Genomic DNA, 20,180 nt, shown 5'->3' with positions numbered 1-20,180 from the left:
CTGGATGCTGCAGACCAAGCGGGCAGATTTTAGCGGGATTGCGGCGCGGTTTCATATCAGCCCGGTCACGGCCCGCATTATCCGGAACCGGGATGTGGAGGGGGAGACGGCCATTGACCGTTACTTAAACGGAACTTTAGATCAGCTTTATGATCCCCATCTCATGAAAGATATGGACAAGGCTGCCTCTCTGATTCTGGAGAAGATTCAGGCGGGCGCGCGCATCCGCATTGTGGGTGACTATGATATCGACGGGGTGTGCTCCACTTATCTGCTATACCGGGGCTTAAGCCGGTGCGGCGGTCATGTGGACTATCAGATTCCGGAGCGCATCCGGGATGGCTACGGCATCAACGAGTCCATCATCCGCAAGGCGAAGGAAGACGGCATTGACACCATTGTTACCTGTGATAATGGCATTGCGGCCCTGGAGCAGGTGCGCCTGGCCAAAGAGCTTGGCATGACCGTTATTGTGACGGACCATCATGAGGTGGTCCGGGCAGAGGACGGCAGCCAGATTCTGCCGGAGGCGGATGCGGTGGTGAATCCCCACCGGGACGACTGCCCGTATCCGTTTGCCGGAATCTGCGGAGGTGTGGTAGCTTATAAGCTGGTGCAGGTGCTCTATGAGCAGAACCGTATTCCGGAGCAGGAGTGGAAAGATATGCTGGAGTTTGCGGCCATTGCAACGGTGGGCGATGTCATGAAACTGCAGGACGAAAACCGCATCATCGTGCGCTGGGGATTAAAGCAGATCCCGCACACAGCCAGTGCCGGACTGCGCGCCCTGGTGGAAGCCTGCGGACTGGATATCTGTAACCTGACGGCGTATCACATCGGCTTTGTGATCGGACCGTGCCTGAATGCCAGCGGACGGTTAAAGACCGCGCAGCTGGCATTGGAGCTGCTGCTTTGCGAGGCGGGAACACCGGCGGCTTTGCGGGCCGAAGAAATGGCGGCTGAGTTAAAGCTTCTGAATGAAGAGCGCAAGGATATGACCCAGGCCGGCATGGAGCAGGCCTTTGAGCAGGTCGATACGGAGCTTGCGGATGATGATGTGCTGGTGGTGTATCTGCCGGACTGTCACGAATCTCTGGCCGGAATCATTGCCGGGCGCGTGCGGGAAGCCTACAACAAGCCTTCCTTTGTTCTGACAAAGGGAGAGGACTGTGTGAAGGGTTCCGGGCGCTCCATTGAAAGCTATCACATGTACAGGGCTCTGTGCGGCGTGCGGGACCTGCTTCTGAAATTCGGCGGCCACCCCATGGCTGCAGGTTTTTCCTTAAAGGAAGAGAATGTAGGGGAGTTCCGCCGCCGCTTAAACGAGCAGTCCACCCTTACGAGGGAGGATTTCATTCCGAAAATCTGGATTGATGTGGCCATGCCCTTAGAGTACATATCCGAGGCGCTGGTGAACGAGCTGAAAAGTCTGGAGCCCTTCGGCCAGGGCAATGAAAAGCCCCAGTTCGCCCAGAAGAATCTGCGGATCCGCAGCCTGCGGGCTCTTGGCCGTAACAATAACGCGGTCCGCATGACCGTGGTAACGGAGCAGGGACGCCCCATGGAGGCCATGGTATTTACCGAGGCAGACAAGTTTGTGGAAGAAGCAAAGAACAGCCGGAGCATGGATGTAATCTACTACCCAGACATCAATGAGTATAACGGAAACCGGACACTGCAGATTGTGGTAAGAGCATATAAGCTGCACGCATAGGCAGAAAATAAAGTTCGCACAATATTTTGTACAGCCTTATAATTGCTTGACACTTTGAAACCGCTGTACTATAATCGACCGTAAATAACCGCGAAGGCGCTGGGCTTACCAGTGCCTTTGTCACAACGTGGCGGCCTGTGTTTTACGGGAATCGTTGTGTCACAACAAATGCAAAGGAAAGCAACTGCCTGAAAGGTGTCAGAGAGGGCATTTGCGGAAAAGGAGACAAAGCCCATGGTTAATGAGGTAATGAAATTTATCGAAAACTATGACCCGGAAGTCGGCAAGGCAATTGAACAGGAAGCCGCACGTCAGAGAAGAAATCTGGAGCTTATCGCTTCCGAGAATATCGTATCTGAGCCGGTCATGATGGCAATGGGAACCGTGCTGACCAACAAATACGCAGAGGGTTATTCCGGAAAGCGTTATTATGGTGGATGTCAGTATGTAGACGTGGTAGAGACTATCGCAATTGAGCGTGCAAAGAAGCTGTTTGGCTGTGAGTACGCAAACGTTCAGCCGCATTCCGGCGCACAGGCAAACATGGCAGTATTCCTGGCAATGTTAAAACCGGGAGATACGGTGTTAAGCATGAGCCTTGACCATGGCGGCCATCTGTCCCACGGAAGCCCAGTTAACTTTTCCGGCCTTTACTTCAACATCGTGTCCTACGGTGTTAACGATGAAGGCTTCCTCGATTACGACCAGGTAGAGCGTCTGGCAGTTGAGCACAAGCCGAAGCTGATCCTTGCAGGTGCAAGCGCATACGCAAGAGAAATCGACTTCAAGAAGTTCCGCGAGATCGCAGACAAGGTTGGCGCATATTTAATGGTAGATATGGCGCATATCGCAGGTCTGGTAGCAGCGGGTGAGCATATGAGCCCGATCCCGTACGCAGACGTGGTAACCACTACCACCCACAAGACCCTGCGCGGACCGAGAGGCGGCATGATCCTGGCAAGCAAGGAGTCTGCTGACAAGTTCAACTTCAACAAAGCCATCTTCCCGGGAACCCAGGGCGGTCCGTTAGAGCATGTTATCGCAGCAAAGGCAGTCTGCCTTGGTGAGGCATTAAAGCCGGAATTCACCGAGTACCAGAAGCAGGTCCGCAGGAATGCAAAGGCACTGGCAGCAGCACTGGTGGAGAAGGGATTTAAACTCTTAACAGGCGGCACTGACAACCACTTAATGTTAGTAGACCTGCGCGGCATGGACATCTCCGGTAAGGAGCTTCAGAACCGTTGTGATGAAGTCTTCATTACCCTGAATAAGAATACTGTTCCGAATGAGCCGAGAAGCCCGTTCGTAACCTCCGGTGTCCGCATCGGAACCCCGGCTGTTACTACCCGCGGCTTAAAGGAAGAGGATATGCCGAAGATCGCAGAGTGCATCTGGCTGGCAGCAACCGATTTCGAGAACAAGGCAGATTACATCCGCGGCGAAGTAACAAAGCTGTGCGAGAAATATCCGCTGTACAAATAATGAAATTAAAAACACCGTTGAAAAGCTTATTTTGCATGGCTTTTCAACGGTGTTTTTGACTTCATAAAGATGTACTCAGATTTTCGGAATTGCTGTAGAAATCTGTGAAATGTGAAGCAATCGGGCAATTTCCTTCTTTATGGTGTGGAAATATCTGCTTTCCATTACATGATCTAGGCATTCCAAATACCAGTTGATCCGAGTTGGTGTTTCGCTTAGAGAATAGAATGTAATATTGGATAACGATGGAAATGTATTAAGGTAGCTTCGAAATGTAAAGCAGCATCCGATTCCAGCAGATACATTTTGCATGGATATTTCCAGATTGTTTAGTGTAGAAAAATGGGAATAGTCAATGTTGTTTACATTCATAAACTGAATTACAAAAGAATAGATATTTTGTGTTTTTCCCGGGAGAAAGATTTTTTCTTCTGGGATCTTTGTCAGATCTGTCAGTGGAAAACGTCCGTTCCCAAGATCTGTATTTTCCAGATTCCACACAGTAGGGCAGGCAAAAAGAAGTTCGTCTTTGCCTACAAAAATCTGTTGAAGTTTCGGCTTGTTTGGAATGGTAAGCAGAATCATGTCTAATTCCCCTTTATTGAGCATTTCACGCAGGCGTTCTGTCTTATCTACCGTTAAATGACATTCTAGGTCAGGAAAATTCGCTTTGAGTGATTCGCGTAGCGGAATCCATAGATAGGCGGCCGATCGCTTGTACATACCGATAGATATAGAGTTTTCTTTTTTGCTCTGGAGTTTCCCTAATTGTATAGAGAATTCCTGGTCAATTTCCAGAATTTTTTGGCAGCGTTCCAGGTACTTTTTACCAATATCAGTTGGAAAAAAGCGCTGCTGATTTCTATAAAATAAATCCACTCCAAGTTCTTTTTCAAGATGATTGATATACATACTGAGCGCTGGTGCTGAAATATATAATTTTTCAGATGCCTCCCGGATGGTTCCATAGTTTGCCAGGGCGCATACATATTTTTCATCCTTTAGCCGCAAGGTAATCCCCTCCATTAAAATAAACAGATATAAATATGCGGATTAAGCTTTCCTTAATCTTAGATTAACATAATATACTGTTTCTATCAAGAAGTGTTTGTTACAATTGTAATATCAATTAGAAAAAAAGGGGGGATTCATTTGAGGACGGTATTTACTGCTTGCGGGGACGCACTGATCATGCATCGTCTTCCTGAAAATTATCCGGGTCAGATGCAGATTCAGGAGTATCTGAAAACGGGCGATTTTCGGATTGTGAATCTTGAGACCACAATCACTGACAAAAATTGTTATCCGTCTACATTTTCCGGTGGAACATGGCTGACAGCAGAAGCCCCAGTGTTGGATGATTTGCTGGACTTTGGATTTAACCTTTGGGGGATTGCCAATAATCATATGCTGGATTATTCGTACCCGGGCCTGTTCCAGACACTTTCAGCTCTTCGACAGCGAGGGATTGCCTTTACTGGTGCAGGAGAAAGCCTAGAAAAAGCATCCAAAGCGGCAATTGCAGAGTCTGCTGCAGGACGTACTGCGTTGATTGCACTTACATCCACGTTTGATGATTCTGCCAGAGCCGGTATCCAGGGACCGTATTTACCGGCCCGTCCCGGTATCAATCCCATGCGTTTTGAACAGAAATATTTGCTGAATCAAGCGCATATGGATCAATTGAAGGAAATAGCCGATGTCTGTAATGTAAATGTGAAAAATAAGCGCAGATTAAAAACGGGCTACAAACTTCAGGAAAGCAATGATATTTTTGAATTTAAAGATATGAAATTCTGCCTGAATGCTCAGGAAGGCAAAATCACGATACCTTCGACTGTGGATTTGAATCGAACGATCCGTGCAATTGAGGAATTGAAACGTGATGTGGAGCATGTTGTGGTTATGTTTCATTCGCATGAGATGAAAGACGATAATATGGAATCGATTGAGGATTTTGTTCAGGAATGCTCTCATGCGTTCATTGATGCCGGAGCCAGCCTGGTACTTGGAGGTGGCTGCCATCAGTTGAAAGGTATTGAACTATATAAAGGCAAGCCGGTTTTCTATTCCCTGGGCAATTTTATTTATCAGAATGAGTTCGTAGATGTTCTGCCCCCGGACTTCATGGATAAGTATAAGCTTCCGTACACCACCACTGCGCGGGAAGCGATTGCTTACCGAAAATCAAAGGCAAAAAACGGCGGACAGCAGTCAAAAGAAAACTTTCTGTCTGTGCTTCCGCGGGTAGTAATGGAGGGGGGGCAGTGTATTAGCATTGAGATGTTGCCGATTTCTCTTGGCTATGAGCAGGTACGGTCCTTTAAAGCAATTCCGGGTCCGGCTGATGAAACTGACAGTAATCTTATTTATCAGACACTGGCACGGCTTAGTGAACCATTTGGTACGGAAATGTATATGGAAAACGGATTGATAAAAATAAGAACGGAGGAGAAGTAGATGAAAAAGTTCAAGATGCCCCATGCGTTAGTTATTATGGTCATGATTATTTTGCTGGCTGTTGTAATGACCTGGATTGTTCCTGCTGGTCAATTTGCGCGTATTGAGAATGCGGAAGGCGTTAAAGTTGTTGATCCCACTTCTTTTCAGTATTTGGAAAGTTCTCCGGTCAGCCTGTTAAAGGTACCAAAGATGATCGTGGAATCCCTGATTTCCAAAATTGATTTGATGTATACGGTCATTTTTGCCGGTGCGGCTTTTCACATGATCGCGAAATCCGGCGCTCTGCAGGTTCTGGTTGGCTCTACTGCAGGGCAATTCCGTGGTAAGGCATATCTGTTTGTTCCTGTTATGACGGCTGCTTTTGCAGTAATTTGCACTACACAGGCAGTGAACCATTTTATTGCATTTGCGCCTGTCATGGTTGTTATTGCTATGGGAATGGGATTTGATTCCATCGTTGGCGTCGCTATCATTCTGTTAGGCGGTGCAATTGGTTTTTCTACTGCAGGTCTGAATATTAATACGGCTGTGCTGGCCCAGAAAATTGCGGAAGTTCCAGTTTATTCCGGTTTACGTTATCGTGCAGTTTGCTTTGTTGTATTTTTGATTGTAACCTGTCTCTACCTGGTTAATTATGCCAGAAAGATTAGCAAAAATCCTGAGCTTAGCCCGGTATATGATATTGACCAGGGGCGGGAAGAACGGGTTGTAGATCTGACTGCTTTTGGTAAAATGGATTGGAGAAAAATCTGTATTCTTTTGGTTTTGCTGCTTTCTCTTGTTAGCCTGATTGTTGGCAATACGAAACTGGGCTGGGATCTGGAAGAGTATGCTGCCCTGTTTCTTGTTGTTGCTATTGTAGAAGGATTGTTGCTTGGGCTGACGCCATCTCAGATCGCTTCAGAGTTTATCAATGGTTGTAAGACCATGCTGGGAGCTGCATTTCTTATTGGCTTTGCCGGTACAATTGCTTCTGTATTAAAAGCTGGTGGTATTATTGATACGATTATTTTTGCCTCCAGTAATATGCTGAACCATGTGCCAAGATTTCTGTTGGGACCAGCGATGTTCCTGGTAAATGTACTTGTAAATCTGGTTATTGTTTCCGGAAGTGGTCAGGCGACGGCTGTTATGCCGATCATGGCGCCTCTTGCAGATCTTGTTGGTATTACACGACAGACTTCAGTTCTGGCATTTACGTTTGGAGATGGTTTCTGTAACTATGTTCTGCCACATTCCTCTGCTTTGATGGGTATTTTGGGTGCAGCAAATATTCCGTATGATCGCTGGATGAAGTTTATGTGGAAGCTGTTTTTAATTTGGTTGCTTCTTGGCAGTGTCTTGTGCTCGATTGCACAGATTATTGGTTATGGAGTATAAGGAGAATTTATGAAACAGAAAATAAAAGATTTTGTGCAGGAACTTCTGCCAGAACTGACGACCATGGCAGATGCCATTTACGACAAGCCAGAAATGGCATTTCAGGAAACATTTGCCTCCACTCTTCTGGAGGACTGGTTGGAGAGCAGAGGGTTTACCGTGCAACGTGGATTGGGTTCTCTAAATACAGCGTTTCGTGCAGAATATAACTGGGGTCATGACGGACCAAGAATCGGATTGCTCTGTGAATATGATGCACTTCCAAATGGGCATGCATGCGGACACCAGTTGCAGGGACCGGCAATTCTTGGAGCCGCAGCTGCCATGGCTCATCTCTTTAAAGAAAAGGACTTCACTTTGATTGTTTACGGAACTCCGGCAGAAGAAGGCAAGGGTGGTAAAGTGATCATGATGAAGGAAGGATATCTGAAAGATTTGGATATTGCGCTTATGATGCATGGGGGTCCAGCCACGCAGACGGATATTAAATCGATGGCAAAGATTAGTGCCACGGTTACTTTCCATGGAAAGAGTGCTCACGCTGCGTTGAAACCTGAAGCTGGACGCAGTGCGCTGGATGCGATGTTATTGTCTTTTCAGGGAATTGAGTTTTTGAGGGAGCATGTTCGAGAGGATAGCCGGATGCATTATGCCATTTCTAATGGCGGAGGCGCAATGAATGTTGTACCCGCGGAGGCTGCTGGTGAATATGGTCTGCGCTCTTACGATTCCACTTATCTGGATGAATTGATTCGTCGGTTTGAACTGGTTGTCAGAGGTGCGTCCATGATGACAGAGACAACTTGTGATATTTGTTATCATCAGCGTATTGAAGGAAAAATTCCGGCAAAGAAATTGAATGCATTGCTCATGGAGAATGCCGTTTTATATCATGCTCCAAATTGTAAGCCGGATAGAGAAAAAACAGGATCTACAGATTTTGCAAATGTTATGCATGAGATTCCTGGCGCATGCATTCGGGTTGCTTTTGTTCCAGAAGGAAGTTCCTCCCATTCACAGGAGTATCTGGATTGGGGAAAGACACCGCAGGCATACCGAGCCATCGCTTTGGGGAGCCAGATTCTAGCTGCAACAGTGTATGATCTTCTGGATGATGAGGAGAAGTTCCGTGCTGTTCAGGATGATTTTGCTTATCAAAAGCAGTTAGCAATAAAAAACAATTAGTTTAGTTTTGCAATTATAGGCCCATGAGGCCGCAGCAAATGCGGCTTCGCGGGCCTATAATATTTTGTGGAAATTTATGATTCTTTCCAGTAAGAATCGGAATCCGAAGAATTGGATATTCCAAAAAGAATTTGAATGAAATTCTGCTGTTCATTTAACACACGCACTATTTTGATGCTTTGTTTTTCAATGCGGTAGAACACATAGTTTGGACCGGCAACCAGATAACGATAATCGGAGGCTACAGCAAGTAAGTCGCGCAATGGCGGTCCCGAATGTGGAAAAAGTTCTAGTTGGCGGATTGTTGATGCTAATTTTTTGATTTTATTGCTGGCAACGGACATACCAAAATTTTCTTCGATGTATGCTTTTATTGTCTGCAAGTCATGCAGTGCCTGCGGTGTATATTCTAACAGATACATATGTTATACTCCCAAAAGTGCTTCTACCTGATCAGCAGAAAGCCATCCGTTTTCACGGGCTGATTTTTCCCCCTGCTCCAGATGGGCAAGTAGTTGTACAGCAGCTTTCAATTTATCAAATTCTTCGATTTTTACAATGGCAAATTCGCCGCGTCCATTGCGGGTCAGAAAAACAGGATGGTCTTCCTGAACTTCTTTTAAAACCTCAGTATAATTTCTTAAATCGGATATAGGTTTAATATTCGGCATGATTTCACCTCCCGTCATTTTCTGTTTTTATTATATGTAATACTTACAAACTTATCAAGTAAATTCGCATGTTAATTTGCAGCAATTCTATTTTACACCGATTTTACATTCCCCCTCTTTTTGATTTTACATTCGGATTTTACAATGCAGTTGTGGTTGAGAGATGGAGAACATGAAAGCCACGATAACATAGAACGTAATAAAGAATATTCATAAACAGAGAGAAGAGGAGAGAACGTATTATGAAGAAAACATTAGCAATGGTATTAGCAATGGGTATGACAATTGCGAGCCTGACAGCATGCGGCGGAAGCAAACCGGCAGAGACGACTGCTGCAGCAACCGAGGCACAGACCGAGGCAGCAAGTTCTGCGACTGACACTAAGGCAGAGGTCACTGAGCCGGCCGGCGGCAAGGCAGAGGGCCCGATTACCGTAGTTTCCCGTGAGGATGGTTCCGGTACCAGAGGCGCATTCATCGAGCTGTTCGGCATTGAGAGCAAGAATGATGCTGGCGAGAAGGTAGACAACACCACCGAGGATGCTGAGATCACCAACAGTACCTCCGTTATGATGACCACCATCGCAGGTAATAAGGGCGCGATCGGATATGTTTCCCTGGGTTCCTTAAATGATACCGTAAAAGCAGTTGCCATCGATGGTGCAGATGCAACGGTAGATGCCATCAAGGCAGGCGAGTACAAGGTAGCACGTCCCTTCAACATTGCAGTCAAGGATGGCTTAAGTGATGCTGCTTCTGATTTCATCAAGTTCATCATGAGCGAGGATGGTCAGAAGGTTGTTGAGGACAACGGTTATATCAGCCAGGGCAATGAGGGCGCTTACACCGCTTCCGGCTTAAAGGGCAAGGTTGTTGTAGCTGGTTCTTCTTCTGTAACTCCGGTTATGGAGAAGCTGAAAGAGGCTTATGTGGCTGTAAACCCGGATGTCGAGATCGAGGTTCAGCAGTCTGATTCTACCACCGGTATGACCTCTGCGATCGAGGGCGTGTGTGATATCGGTATGGCATCCAGAGACTTAAAGGACAGCGAACTGGAAGCCGGCTTAACCTCGACTGTCATCGCTATGGATGGTATTGCAGTCGTAGTCAACAATGATAGCCCGGTTGCCGAGCTGACCAGCGAGAACGTGAAGGACATCTTCACCGGCGAGATCACCGACTGGGCAGATGTTCAGTAAACAGCATGACTGTGAATAGCAGTCTGCCAGAACGCTACTGAAACGAAAAAACAGGAAGCAGGGCAGCAGGAAGACATCGTTGTGGCAGGATATAACCCGTGACGAAAAAACACTGCGGCCCTGTTTCTATGTAAAGCATGCCGGATATGATGTAATTTCTTCTCCCGGCAACAGAAAGAAAGTGAGAATCATGAAAAATCTGAAAGAACAGCTTATGCATATGGTGTTTCTGCTGAGTGCCTGCGTATCCATTCTGTGTGTGGCCATGATCTGTGTCTTCCTTTTCGCAAACGGTATTCCGGCCATCGGAAAGATTGGCATATTCCAGTTTCTGGCCGGTGAAAAGTGGAAGCCGGGCAACAATATCTTCGGTATTCTGCCTATGATCCTCGGCAGTATTTATGTCACTGCGGGCGCGGTCCTCATTGGTGTGCCGATTGGAATCCTGACGGCGGTATTTATGTCAAGATTCTGTCCGAAGCCGGTGTATAAGGTAGTAAAACCGGCGATTGATCTGCTGGCAGGTATTCCATCGGTTGTATATGGCTTTTTCGGTATGGTGGTGATCGTGCCGGTCGTATCCCAGCTTTTTGGCGGAAGCGGAAAGAGCATGCTGACCGCATCGATCCTGCTCGGTATCATGATCCTGCCGACCATCATCGGTGTTTCGGAATCTGCCATCAATGCAGTGCCGTCCAGCTACTATGAGGGTTCCCTGGCACTGGGAGCCAGCCATGAGCGCAGCGTATTTTTTGCAACACTCCCGGCAGCAAAATCCGGAATCCTGGCCGGTGTGATCCTGGGTGTGGGCCGCGCCATCGGTGAGACCATGGCTGTCATCATGGTAGCCGGAAACCAGGCGCGTATGCCGAAGGGCATCCTTCAAGGTGTCCGCACCATGACTGCCAACATTGTTCTGGAAATGGGCTATGCAACGGACTTACACCGGGAAGCGCTGATCGCCACGGCGGTAGTTCTCTTTGTATTCATTCTGATCATTAACCTGTCGTTTTCAATCATCAGCAGAAAGGCGAATGCATAATGGAAGCAGCTATGGAAAAGAAAAATATGGAAATTCAGGCAATCAACCATCAGACCATTGGTCAGCGGCTGAAATCCTATAAACGCAGTCCGCTGTCACTGGTGCTTTTACTTCTGGTATCGGTCTCCGCACTTCTGACAGTGCTGACACTGCTGTTTTTGATCGCATATATTCTGATCAAGGGAATCCCCTATCTGACTCCGAGCCTGTTCGCATGGGAATACACCACAGAAAATGTATCCCTGATGCCGGCGCTGGTCAACACGGTAGTCATGACAGGGCTTTCCCTGCTGATCGCAGTTCCTCTCGGTATTTTCGCAGCCATCTATCTGGTAGAATATGCGAAGCGCGGAAACCGGCTGGTGAGCATCGTGCGGATTACCGCTGAGACCCTGACCGGTATTCCTTCTATTGTATATGGTCTGTTTGGATTTCTCTTATTTGCCGTGGCACTGGGCTGGTCTTATACCATCCTGGGAGGTGCCATGACGCTGGCGATCATGATCCTTCCGACGATCATGAGAACCACGGAGGAGGCTCTCAAAGCTGTTCCGGATTCTTACCGGGAAGGAAGCTTTGGCCTTGGAGCCGGACGTCTCCGCACCGTTTTCCAGGTGGTTCTGCCATCCGCAGTGCCTGGAATTCTGGCAGGTATCATTCTGGCAGTCGGCCGTATTGTAGGCGAGACTGCGGCACTGATGTATACAGCGGGAACCGTTGCAGGTATTCCATCCAACCTATTCGGCTCAGGCCGTACTCTGGCCGTGCACATGTATGTGCTGACCAATGAGGGACTTTATACCAACCAGTCCTACGCCACCGCAGTTGTCCTGCTGGTGATCGTAGTCTGCATCAACGCAGTATCCGGATTTATCGCAAAGAAAGTGTCCGGAAAGGCTGCTTAAAAGGAGAACAAAATGGATAAGCTCACAATCAGTAATATGGAATTATATTACGGCGATTTTAAAGCCTTAAAAGGAATCAATCTGAACATCCAGGCAAACGAGATCACGGCTTTTATCGGTCCGTCCGGCTGTGGTAAATCCACCTTATTAAAATCCTTAAACCGCATGAATGACCTGGTCGAGGGCTGCCGCATCACCGGAAGCATCCTCTTAGACGGTGAGGATATTTACGGAGACATGGACATCAACCTTCTAAGAAAACGGGTTGGTATGGTATTCCAGAAACCGAATCCCTTCCCAATGAGCGTTTACGACAATATTGCCTACGGTCCGCGTACCCATGGCATCCATTCCAAGGCGCAGCTCGATGACATTGTAGAGAAATCCCTGCGTGACGCGGCAATCTGGGACGAGTTAAAGGACCGCCTGAAAAAGAGCGCCCTCGGACTTTCCGGAGGACAGCAGCAGCGTCTGTGTATCGCGAGAGCCCTGGCTGTACAGCCGGAGGTGCTTTTAATGGATGAGCCGACCTCTGCACTGGACCCGATCTCCACATCCAAGATCGAAGACCTTGCAGTAGAATTGAAAAAAGATTATACTATCGTCATGGTAACCCATAATATGCAGCAGGCAGCACGAATCTCCGACAAGACCGCCTTCTTCCTGCTGGGTGAAGTGATCGAGTTCGGTGAGACCGAGCAGATTTTCTCCATGCCGAAGAATAAGAAGACAGAAGATTACATTACAGGGAGGTTTGGTTGATATGCGCAATCGATTTGATGAGCAGTTAGAGCTTTTGAATGTTGAGTTGATCCGTATGGGGGCTCTTTGCGAGGATGCCATTTCCTATGCATCCCGCACCCTGATGGGAGAGGGGGATTTTGCGGAAGAGGTTTACAAAGTCGATCATGAGATCGACCAGAAGGAGCGCGATATCGAGAATCTCTGCATGCGGCTGCTTTTGCAGCAGCAGCCAGTGGCAAAGGATCTGCGCCAGGTTTCCTCAGCCCTGAAAATGATCTCTGATATGGAGCGAATCGGCGACCAGGCATCGGATATTGCAGAGATCTGCGGCTTTGTGGATGACCGCGAGGCAAAGAGCCGTCTTCATATCCGTGATATGGCAGACGCTACCATGCGCATGGTGACCCAGAGCATTGATTCCTATGTAAAGCGTGATCTGAACATCGCAAAAGAAGTGGTTCAGTATGACGATGTGGTCGATGAGCTTTTCGGAAAGGTAAAACAGGAACTGATCGGCATGCTGGGTTCCGGAAATATTGATGAAAAACAGGGTGAATTCTGCATTGACATGCTGATGATCGCCAAGTACTTTGAGCGGATCGGAGATCATGCAACGAATATTGCAGAATGGGTGGAATATTCCATCACGGGAACCCATCTGGAATAGAAGGAGAACAGAAATGATCTATCTGGTTGAAGACGATGAAAGTATCCGGGAACTGGTAATCTACACTTTGCAGACCACGGGCCTTGCGGCAAAGGGGTTTCCCTGCGCGAAAGATTTCTGGAATGCCATGAAGCAGGAATATCCGTCCCTGGTGCTCCTGGACATCATGCTGCCTGACGAGGACGGCCTGAGCATCTTAAAGAAGCTGCGGGATGCCGGACCCACAAAACGGCTCCCGGTCATCATGCTGACGGCCAAAGGCACAGAGTATGACAAGGTGGTTGGCCTGGACAGCGGCGCGGATGACTATATTCCGAAGCCCTTCGGCATGATGGAGCTGGTGTCCCGGGTGCGCGCACTGCTGCGCCGTACAGAACCGGAACAGCGTGCGGATACTTGTGATGCCGGCCCGATCCATGTGGATTTAAACCGCCATATGGTTACGGTGGATGGAAATGCGGTGACTCTTACCTTTAAGGAATTTGAACTGCTCTGTTACCTGATGGAAAACAAGGGCATGGTTTTAACCAGAGATCAGCTGTTATCGAAAATATGGGGTTATGATTTTGATGGAGAGACCCGCACGGTGGATGTCCATATCCGGACATTACGACAGAAGCTGGGCGAGGCCAGCCGCTGCATTGAGACCATCCGCGGAGTCGGCTATAAGCTGGAGGTGTCTGAAACATGAAAATCAAAAGAAAAATCTACTGGAACCTGTGTCTGGTAGCTCTTCTTGCCATGGCAGTATCTGCGTTGATCACAGCACTGCTCCTCTGCCAGGATCTGCAGACCCAGATGCGCCAGTCCGTTATGACCGAGGTGCGTTACCTGGAGTCTGCTATGGATGTGTCTGGGGAAGAGTACCTTGCGCATTTAAAGAGCCGGGGTGACGGCAACAGCGTCAACCGCATCACCTGGGTCAGCCCGGATGGAGCAGTCCTTTATGACAGCTTCGCGGACAGCGAAAGCCTGGAAAACCACAAGGACCGTCCGGAAATCGCGGCAGCACTGAAAAACGGACGGGGCGAGAGTGTCCGCACTTCCCGCACATTGGCCGAGCAGACCTACTATTACGTAGCACGTCTGGACGATGGCAGCGTCATCCGTGTAGCCAGCACCACAAAGAGCGCGCTGGCCACGGTAGTACATACCATTCCGGTCATGATTGCCATGGGTATCCTGATCGTGGTGGGTGTTCTGATTTTGGCAGAATTTCAGACCAAGCGGATCGTGGCACCGATTAACGAGATGGATCCGGATGATCCAAAGGCCGGTGAAGTCTACGATGAACTGGCCCCATTGGTACGCCGACTGGAAAAGCAAAACGAAACCATCCGGCAGCAGATGGAAACCCTGCGGGAAAAGCAGGAAGAATTTACCACCATTACCGAGAATATGCGGGAAGGATTTATTGTGGTAGACAGCAGGGGCGATGTGATGTCCTATAATAAGAGCGCGCTGAAGCTTTTAGGAATTCCGGTGGAGCAGGCGGATGGATATGGTCAGGCAGGAAATGCGAGGGCAGGACTGCAGACTGGCACCGCGGAAACACATGGCCATGCAGCTGACACCGGGCACCAGGCGAATTTCAACATCATCAGCCTGAACCGTTCAGAAAATTTCCGCCAGGTTGTAGACGGTGCTTTAAAAGGCACTCACTGTGAGCAGATGCTGGATGTAGGAAACCGCCACTACCAGATTATCGCGAACCCGGTGGCAGAGAGCAACGGGCGCAGCGGCGCGGTTGTAGTCATTCTCGATGTGACCGAGCAGCAAAGCCGCGAAGAGCTGCGGCGGGAATTTACGGCCAATGTCTCCCACGAGTTGAAAACACCGCTCACCTCCATCTCCGGCTATGCCGAGATCATGATGAACGGTCTGGTTCAGCCGACAGATATGGGCCGCTTCTCCGGAAAAATCTATCAGGAGGCCCAGCGTCTCATCACTCTGGTAGGCGATATCATCCGCCTGTCCCAGCTTGACGAAGAAAAAGTCCAGATGGAAAAGCGCCCGGTAGACCTGCATATGCTCGCGTCTGATGTGGTAAAACGCCTGCAGGACGTAGCCAGGAAGAATCAGATCACCCTGATGCTCACCGGAAAGCCAACGGTAGTAAACGGCAATCCACAGATCCTCGATGAGATGATCTATAACCTGTGCGACAATGCGATCAAGTATAACAAGCCCTTCGGCGAAGTGGAAGTCAACGTGGTCACCGTCAAAGACCATCCGGTACTGACTGTAGAAGATGACGGCATCGGCATTCCGATCGATGACCAGGAGCGTATCTTCGAACGCTTCTACCGTGTAGACAAAAGCCACTCCCGCCAGATCGGAGGAACCGGATTGGGACTTTCCATTGTAAAGCATGGAGCCATTTACCATAAGGCGAAGGTGGAGTTAAAGAGTGCGCTGGGGGAAGGAACCACGGTCCGGATCGTATTTTAAAATTGAATCTGCAGTATCAAAAAAGGGCCGAAGTTCCGGGATCCTCATACAGAACGCAAACACGGTGGAATTTTGTACTTCATTCGCTGCGCCGCCTATTGTCAGACCTGCGACCCAAACTCGCACGCTATGCGTGCTCAAACAAGGGTCTCCGGCCTGACGCTATGCTCGCTCATGAAGAAAATTCCAATGTGTCTGCTTGTTCTGCATGACGGTCCCGGAACTTCTGCTATATTGGCTGTTCTGGTTTCTTGATTACTATAAACAAACAATTTGCGGAAAAGCGGACAAAAATATGTGAATATCTATTGGAAAAACGGACAAAATAAGCATAAAAAGTTATGGAAAAACGGACAAACGGATTGCGCGATAAAAATGACTGTGCCATGCGGCCCTGAGCAATGTGCTGGCAGCGGAAAACTATGATATTCCGCAGGGAATAGTGCTATGCAATGAAAATGTAAGCACGGCAGATAAAATTACCTATTATCCGATCTATATGATCATGTTTCTGGAAAAGGAAGCAGCGAAAGATGATATGATCTATACACCAGACTTTTCGATTCTGCGGCAGTAAAAATTTTTAAAGAATATTCACGAAAGGTCCGAAGCAGGCCGGGGTGGTATTCCGCTGCGCAAAATAGAAGTGCCGTGTTCAGACGATGTGGCTGACAGCTGTTTGCGGATAGTCGGACTGATCGTCCGCCTCCCGAAAACGTCAGTCGCCACATAGCCGGACACGTTGCACTTCTATTTATGCTACGCAGGATACCGCCCCGGCCTGCTTCTGCTTTCCTGGCTCCATTACAGTTAAAAACGAGACTTTTCATTGCTTACAAAAGGATACCTGAATAAAACGGTCACATCAAGGTTATAACAAGCGCTTAAGCGACCTTGACGTGACCGTTTTCTCCAGGTATAGGGTAATCAAGCAATTCAAAGAGGTGCTGCCGGCACGTTCTTGCCGGAAGTAAAATTATTTAGAGGTAGAGTTTTATATTGTGGTGCAGCCAGTAATCTAGAAGTTCAGGGCCTACTATGCAGAATTAGCAGCACATTGGAATTTTCTTCGTGAGCGAGCATAGCGTCAGACCGGAGACCCTTGTTTGAACACGCGAAGCGTGTGAGTTTGGGTCGCAGGTCTGACAATAGGCGGCGCAGTGAACGAAGTACAAAATTCCACTTAGTGCTGCGTTTCTGCATAGTAGGCCCTGAACTTCGGACCTTATTAGCTATTCACTTAAATTGAAATTCTACATCGTCACCAGATGATACGCAATCTGGTCTGCGGTCATCATCTGTGCTTCTCTCTGGTGGCATGTGAAGATGATGATCTGTCCCGGATATGCCTTCTTCAGCCACTTCAGCGCGGTGCGCAGCCGGTCTTCGTCGTACAGCACGAAGCTGTCATCAAAGATCAGCGGCATGTAATCGCCTTCCGGCTGGATGAGCTTGGCGGCGGCGAGGCGGAGGGCCAGGTAGATCTGGTCCATGGTGCCGCTGGATACCTGCTCCACCGGGACCAGGCGGGTGCGGGTGTTCATGAACACGTTCAGGCTTTCATCTACGCTCATGCTGTCGTAGATGCCGCCAGTGATGCCGGAAATCAGTTCCGAAGCGGTCTTATTCAGATATAGTCCGAAGGAATCCCGGATGGTGGCGGAAAGCTTCGTCATGGTTTCCAGTGCCAGGTCAATGGCGGTGATTTCCTCGCGAATCCGATCATTCTCTGCCAGCACCTGCTTTAAGGATTCCGTCTGGTCCTTGCAGTGGGCCAGATGATCCAGCCTTTTCTCCAGCTCCCACTGGGCCTTCTGCTGGCGGGAGATGGCATCGTCACAGTCGGTTTCTTTCGCCTGGAGCGCATTGATCTCGGATGCCTGCTCCTGTACAGACTGCTCAGAGCGTTCCAGTACCTGGCTTAACCGGACAAATTCTTCCATGCGGCTTTCAAAAGCAGTCATGGCCTCCCCGGAAATGGAGGAATCTCCCAGATGGCGGGAAAAAATCTCCTGCAGCAGCTTTTCCGTCATGGAAAGCTCCTGCTTTAAACTGTGGTTCTTCATAAAGAAGATGAGTCCCACCGCAAAGAAGAAGACGGCAGCAGCGCTCAAAGCGCAGATGAGTCCCACAGTATAATGGGCCACGCCGGTGGATACGGAGATTAGTGCGCCGGTTCCGAAAACAACCGGATCAAAGGTCTGGGAGCTGAGAAATCCCAGTGCTCCGGCTCCCAGCGCGCAGAAAACAGCCAGCACCAGCATAATGACCGGAAGGACGGACCGCCCCCTGCGGGAGGCTGCGTCGGCTACCTCTTTATAATGGGCGTAGGTATTCCGGGCGTTCTCCTGATAAGCGTGGATGGAGGCCTCATCGGTAAACTGCGCTCCATCCAGTGCCTGCCGCCCCTTGGCAATCTTCTGAAGAAGCGTTTCCCGCTCAGTCTGCTTTTCGGAAAGCTGGTTCTTTACCTGGGAACGAAGATCCTGATAGGTCTGGAGCTGGTTCTCGTATTCCGGCGCGGAAATCTCTTTTTCAATGTTTTTGATCTCGGTCAGCAGCGCGGTGTAGGTGCGGGCTGCCTCTGGAGTGAGCTGGCGTTCAAATTCCTTCCGGCGGTTCTTTAAATAGGATGTGGCCTTTGTGATATTTAAAGACAGGTTGCCGGTGGTATTCATATTGGCAATATAATTTCGAAGCTCCGTTACCATGCCGCCCTCGGTCACGCATTTGAGCTGGCCGATGCTGATGGTATTGTTGTAGGCGGTTTCTGTGAGTCCGCCCAGAAGAAAGTCCATGAATCCTTTCGTGGGCTCGATTTCTTTGCCTGCGGTTTCATTCACGATCACGAAAGCTTTCTGATCCTTCTGGAAATTCCGTTCCAGACGGTAGATGACACCGTCCTTTTCTACCCGCATTCGGCCGCCGTAGACGGCCTTGTTCTGCCATGGCTCATATTTGCTGTAAAGGTCCGCGCGGGCTGCACGTCCGCGTCCACGCTCCAGTCCGAAGAGCATGCAGCGGATGAAGGTGTGCAGGGTGGATTTTCCGGCCTCGTTTTTGCCGTAAACCACGTTCAGATCCTTGTCAAAGGAGACGGAGAGGTCATGGAATTTGCCGAATCCGTCAATATGTAAATCCAGTATCCGCATGATTAACTCCTCTCGTCTGTTGTGCGCAGCAGAGCATCGATCCCGTAATACAGTGCCTTCTTCTCAACCGGGCTGGGATCCTCCTTCTGGAACGCCTGAATGTAAAAACCGATCATGTCGCTGGGATGCTCCGCAAACAGCTGGCAGAAATCATACTGTGGCTCGGATTCATCTACCGCCTCCACAATCTGCAGGCGGCGCTCTAACGGCTCTAAGTCAAAGGTGATGTCCGGGTCACGCATGCCGCGGATGCGGAACCGGTAGATATGTTCCATGCCGCGTTCTTTTACGGCATCGGTGATGCGGTCACACAGTTCGCCGTTGGTGGTGGACGGCGTGACATGGACTACCAGCGGAATGTACTGGGTGCGCGCCACCGGAACAAATTCCAGGGAAATGACCTGGCCGGATGCCGGCTGAATCTCGCCCACCACCATGCCGTGAGGGCCGGTCTCGGTCTTGTCAAGCGGCTCTAAGGAACCAGGATAAGCGTAGGAAAAATCCGGTGCCAGCTCCGGCTTGTGAATGTGTCCCAGTGCCGCATAGGAAAAACCGGTGTGGGCCAGGTTCCCCTTATCCAGCGGGAGATGGGAGGCATCGCCGCCGTGGGCCAGCAGCACATGGATGCGGCCATCGTCCGGTGCTTTGATGCCGTTTAACCGTGCCTCATTGATTTCAGCAGTGTGATAGGAGAAGCCGTGCGCCTCCAGATTTAAGTCCTTAAAGTAGACGGAGCTTAATTCTTCGGACATGAGGAAGGTGACATTGGGACACCAGGTAAAGCTCATCAGCGCAGAATTGGAGCGGATGCGGTCGTGATTTCCGGCAATGATGACCACCCGCACACCGGGAATGGTGGAGAAGAGGTAGTTGACCTCCTTTAAGTCACGAAGAAGCGGCTGGCGGTGAAACAGGTCCCCGGAAATGAAGAGACAGTCCGCGTCCCGCAGCCTGGCCTGCCGCACGACTTCCGCAAAGCTGTCACGGATGGCCTGGGCGCGCTCGCGGCTCCAGGGCCGGTCACTGTCCGGGTTCATGCCCCAGTGGACATCGGCAATGTGAATAAATTTCATAGGGTTCTCCTTAAAATGCAATGCGGGTATGCCGGCAGTTCGTTCTGCACAG

General features: G+C 49.3%; 18 protein-coding genes. 13 read left to right on the top strand and 5 right to left on the bottom strand.

Going from position 1 to position 20,180, the window contains the following annotated elements:
• Positions 1-4: 4 nt before the first annotated feature.
• A complete protein-coding gene (gene recJ, locus DWY84_RS05305) occupies positions 5-1,714 on the top strand; it encodes a single-stranded-DNA-specific exonuclease RecJ (RefSeq protein WP_118531542.1) in 1,710 nt (569 codons plus the stop codon).
• A gap of 234 nt (positions 1,715-1,948) precedes the next feature.
• Complete coding sequence (gene glyA / locus DWY84_RS05300) at positions 1,949-3,196, top strand: serine hydroxymethyltransferase (protein WP_118531475.1); 1,248 nt, start codon at positions 1,949-1,951, stop codon at positions 3,194-3,196.
• Positions 3,197-3,271: 75 nt separating this feature from the next.
• Here glyA and DWY84_RS05295 read toward each other — a convergent pair whose 3' ends face one another.
• Positions 3,272-4,207, bottom strand: coding sequence for a LysR family transcriptional regulator (locus DWY84_RS05295; protein ID WP_182434918.1), 936 nt, complete (start codon positions 4,205-4,207; stop codon positions 3,272-3,274).
• A 141-nt stretch (positions 4,208-4,348) separates the two neighbouring features.
• Here DWY84_RS05295 and DWY84_RS05290 point away from each other — a divergent pair, with 141 nt between their 5' ends.
• Genes DWY84_RS05290 through DWY84_RS05280 form a run of 3 tightly spaced genes read left to right on the top strand, consistent with a single transcriptional unit; the run spans position 4,349 to position 8,224 of the window.
• On the top strand, positions 4,349-5,656 hold the full coding sequence (locus DWY84_RS05290; protein WP_118531472.1) for a CapA family protein: 1,308 nt from the start codon (positions 4,349-4,351) through the stop codon (positions 5,654-5,656).
• The gene (locus tag DWY84_RS05285; RefSeq protein WP_243024769.1) at positions 5,657-7,039 is read left to right on the top strand and encodes a Na+/H+ antiporter NhaC family protein; all 1,383 of its coding nucleotides are present in this window, start codon (positions 5,657-5,659) and stop codon (positions 7,037-7,039) included.
• A gap of 9 nt (positions 7,040-7,048) precedes the next feature.
• Complete coding sequence (locus DWY84_RS05280; RefSeq protein WP_118531470.1) at positions 7,049-8,224, top strand: M20 family metallopeptidase; 1,176 nt, start codon at positions 7,049-7,051, stop codon at positions 8,222-8,224.
• Between the two features lie 74 nt (positions 8,225-8,298).
• Here the strand turns inward: DWY84_RS05280 and DWY84_RS05275 are convergent, their stop codons facing one another.
• Positions 8,299-8,646: a type II toxin-antitoxin system RelE/ParE family toxin gene (locus DWY84_RS05275; protein ID WP_118531469.1), complete on the bottom strand. Its 348-nt coding sequence runs from the start codon at positions 8,644-8,646 to the stop codon at positions 8,299-8,301.
• Between the two features lie 3 nt (positions 8,647-8,649).
• On the bottom strand, positions 8,650-8,895 hold the full coding sequence (locus tag DWY84_RS05270; RefSeq protein ID WP_118531467.1) for a type II toxin-antitoxin system prevent-host-death family antitoxin: 246 nt from the start codon (positions 8,893-8,895) through the stop codon (positions 8,650-8,652).
• Positions 8,896-9,137: 242 nt separating this feature from the next.
• On the opposite strand from DWY84_RS05270, the gene DWY84_RS05265 reads away from it, so the two are divergent.
• From DWY84_RS05265 to DWY84_RS17360, 8 genes are all read left to right on the top strand, one after another.
• Positions 9,138-10,094 (top strand): substrate-binding domain-containing protein, encoded by a 957-nt coding sequence (locus DWY84_RS05265; RefSeq protein ID WP_118531466.1) that lies wholly within the window; start codon positions 9,138-9,140, stop codon positions 10,092-10,094.
• 190 nt (positions 10,095-10,284) lie between these two features.
• Positions 10,285-11,136, top strand: a complete 852-nt coding sequence (gene pstC, locus DWY84_RS05260; protein ID WP_118531538.1) for a phosphate ABC transporter permease subunit PstC — start codon at positions 10,285-10,287, stop codon at positions 11,134-11,136.
• 11 nt (positions 11,137-11,147) lie between these two features.
• The gene (gene pstA / locus DWY84_RS05255) at positions 11,148-12,041 is read left to right on the top strand and encodes a phosphate ABC transporter permease PstA (protein ID WP_243024768.1); all 894 of its coding nucleotides are present in this window, start codon (positions 11,148-11,150) and stop codon (positions 12,039-12,041) included.
• Positions 12,042-12,053: 12 nt separating this feature from the next.
• A complete protein-coding gene (pstB, locus tag DWY84_RS05250) occupies positions 12,054-12,803 on the top strand; it encodes a phosphate ABC transporter ATP-binding protein PstB (protein ID WP_118531463.1) in 750 nt (249 codons plus the stop codon).
• Position 12,804: 1 nt separating this feature from the next.
• Complete coding sequence (gene phoU / locus DWY84_RS05245) at positions 12,805-13,452, top strand: phosphate signaling complex protein PhoU (RefSeq protein WP_118531462.1); 648 nt, start codon at positions 12,805-12,807, stop codon at positions 13,450-13,452.
• A gap of 13 nt (positions 13,453-13,465) precedes the next feature.
• Positions 13,466-14,143 (top strand): response regulator transcription factor, encoded by a 678-nt coding sequence (locus DWY84_RS05240; RefSeq protein ID WP_118531461.1) that lies wholly within the window; start codon positions 13,466-13,468, stop codon positions 14,141-14,143.
• On the top strand, positions 14,140-15,903 hold the full coding sequence (locus tag DWY84_RS05235; RefSeq protein WP_243024767.1) for an ATP-binding protein: 1,764 nt from the start codon (positions 14,140-14,142) through the stop codon (positions 15,901-15,903). The genes DWY84_RS05240 and DWY84_RS05235 overlap by 4 nt, the downstream gene beginning before the upstream one ends.
• 403 nt (positions 15,904-16,306) lie before the next feature.
• A complete protein-coding gene (locus DWY84_RS17360) occupies positions 16,307-16,480 on the top strand; it encodes a hypothetical protein (RefSeq protein WP_182434917.1) in 174 nt (57 codons plus the stop codon).
• Positions 16,481-17,156: 676 nt separating this feature from the next.
• Here DWY84_RS17360 and DWY84_RS05230 read toward each other — a convergent pair.
• A complete protein-coding gene (locus tag DWY84_RS05230; RefSeq protein ID WP_118531459.1) occupies positions 17,157-19,055 on the bottom strand; it encodes an AAA family ATPase in 1,899 nt (632 codons plus the stop codon).
• Positions 19,056-19,057: 2 nt separating this feature from the next.
• Entirely contained in the window at positions 19,058-20,128 is a 1,071-nt protein-coding gene (locus DWY84_RS05225) for a metallophosphoesterase (RefSeq protein WP_118531458.1), read from the bottom strand.
• Between the last annotated feature and the right edge of the window lie 52 nt (positions 20,129-20,180).

This window comes from Clostridium sp. AF27-2AA, from assembly GCF_003478505.1.
In the GTDB taxonomy this organism is placed as follows: Bacteria; Bacillota; Clostridia; order Lachnospirales; family Lachnospiraceae; genus Brotaphodocola.
The sequence above is the reverse complement of the archived record's forward strand: the minus strand, read 5'-3'. Positions and strand labels throughout refer to the sequence as shown.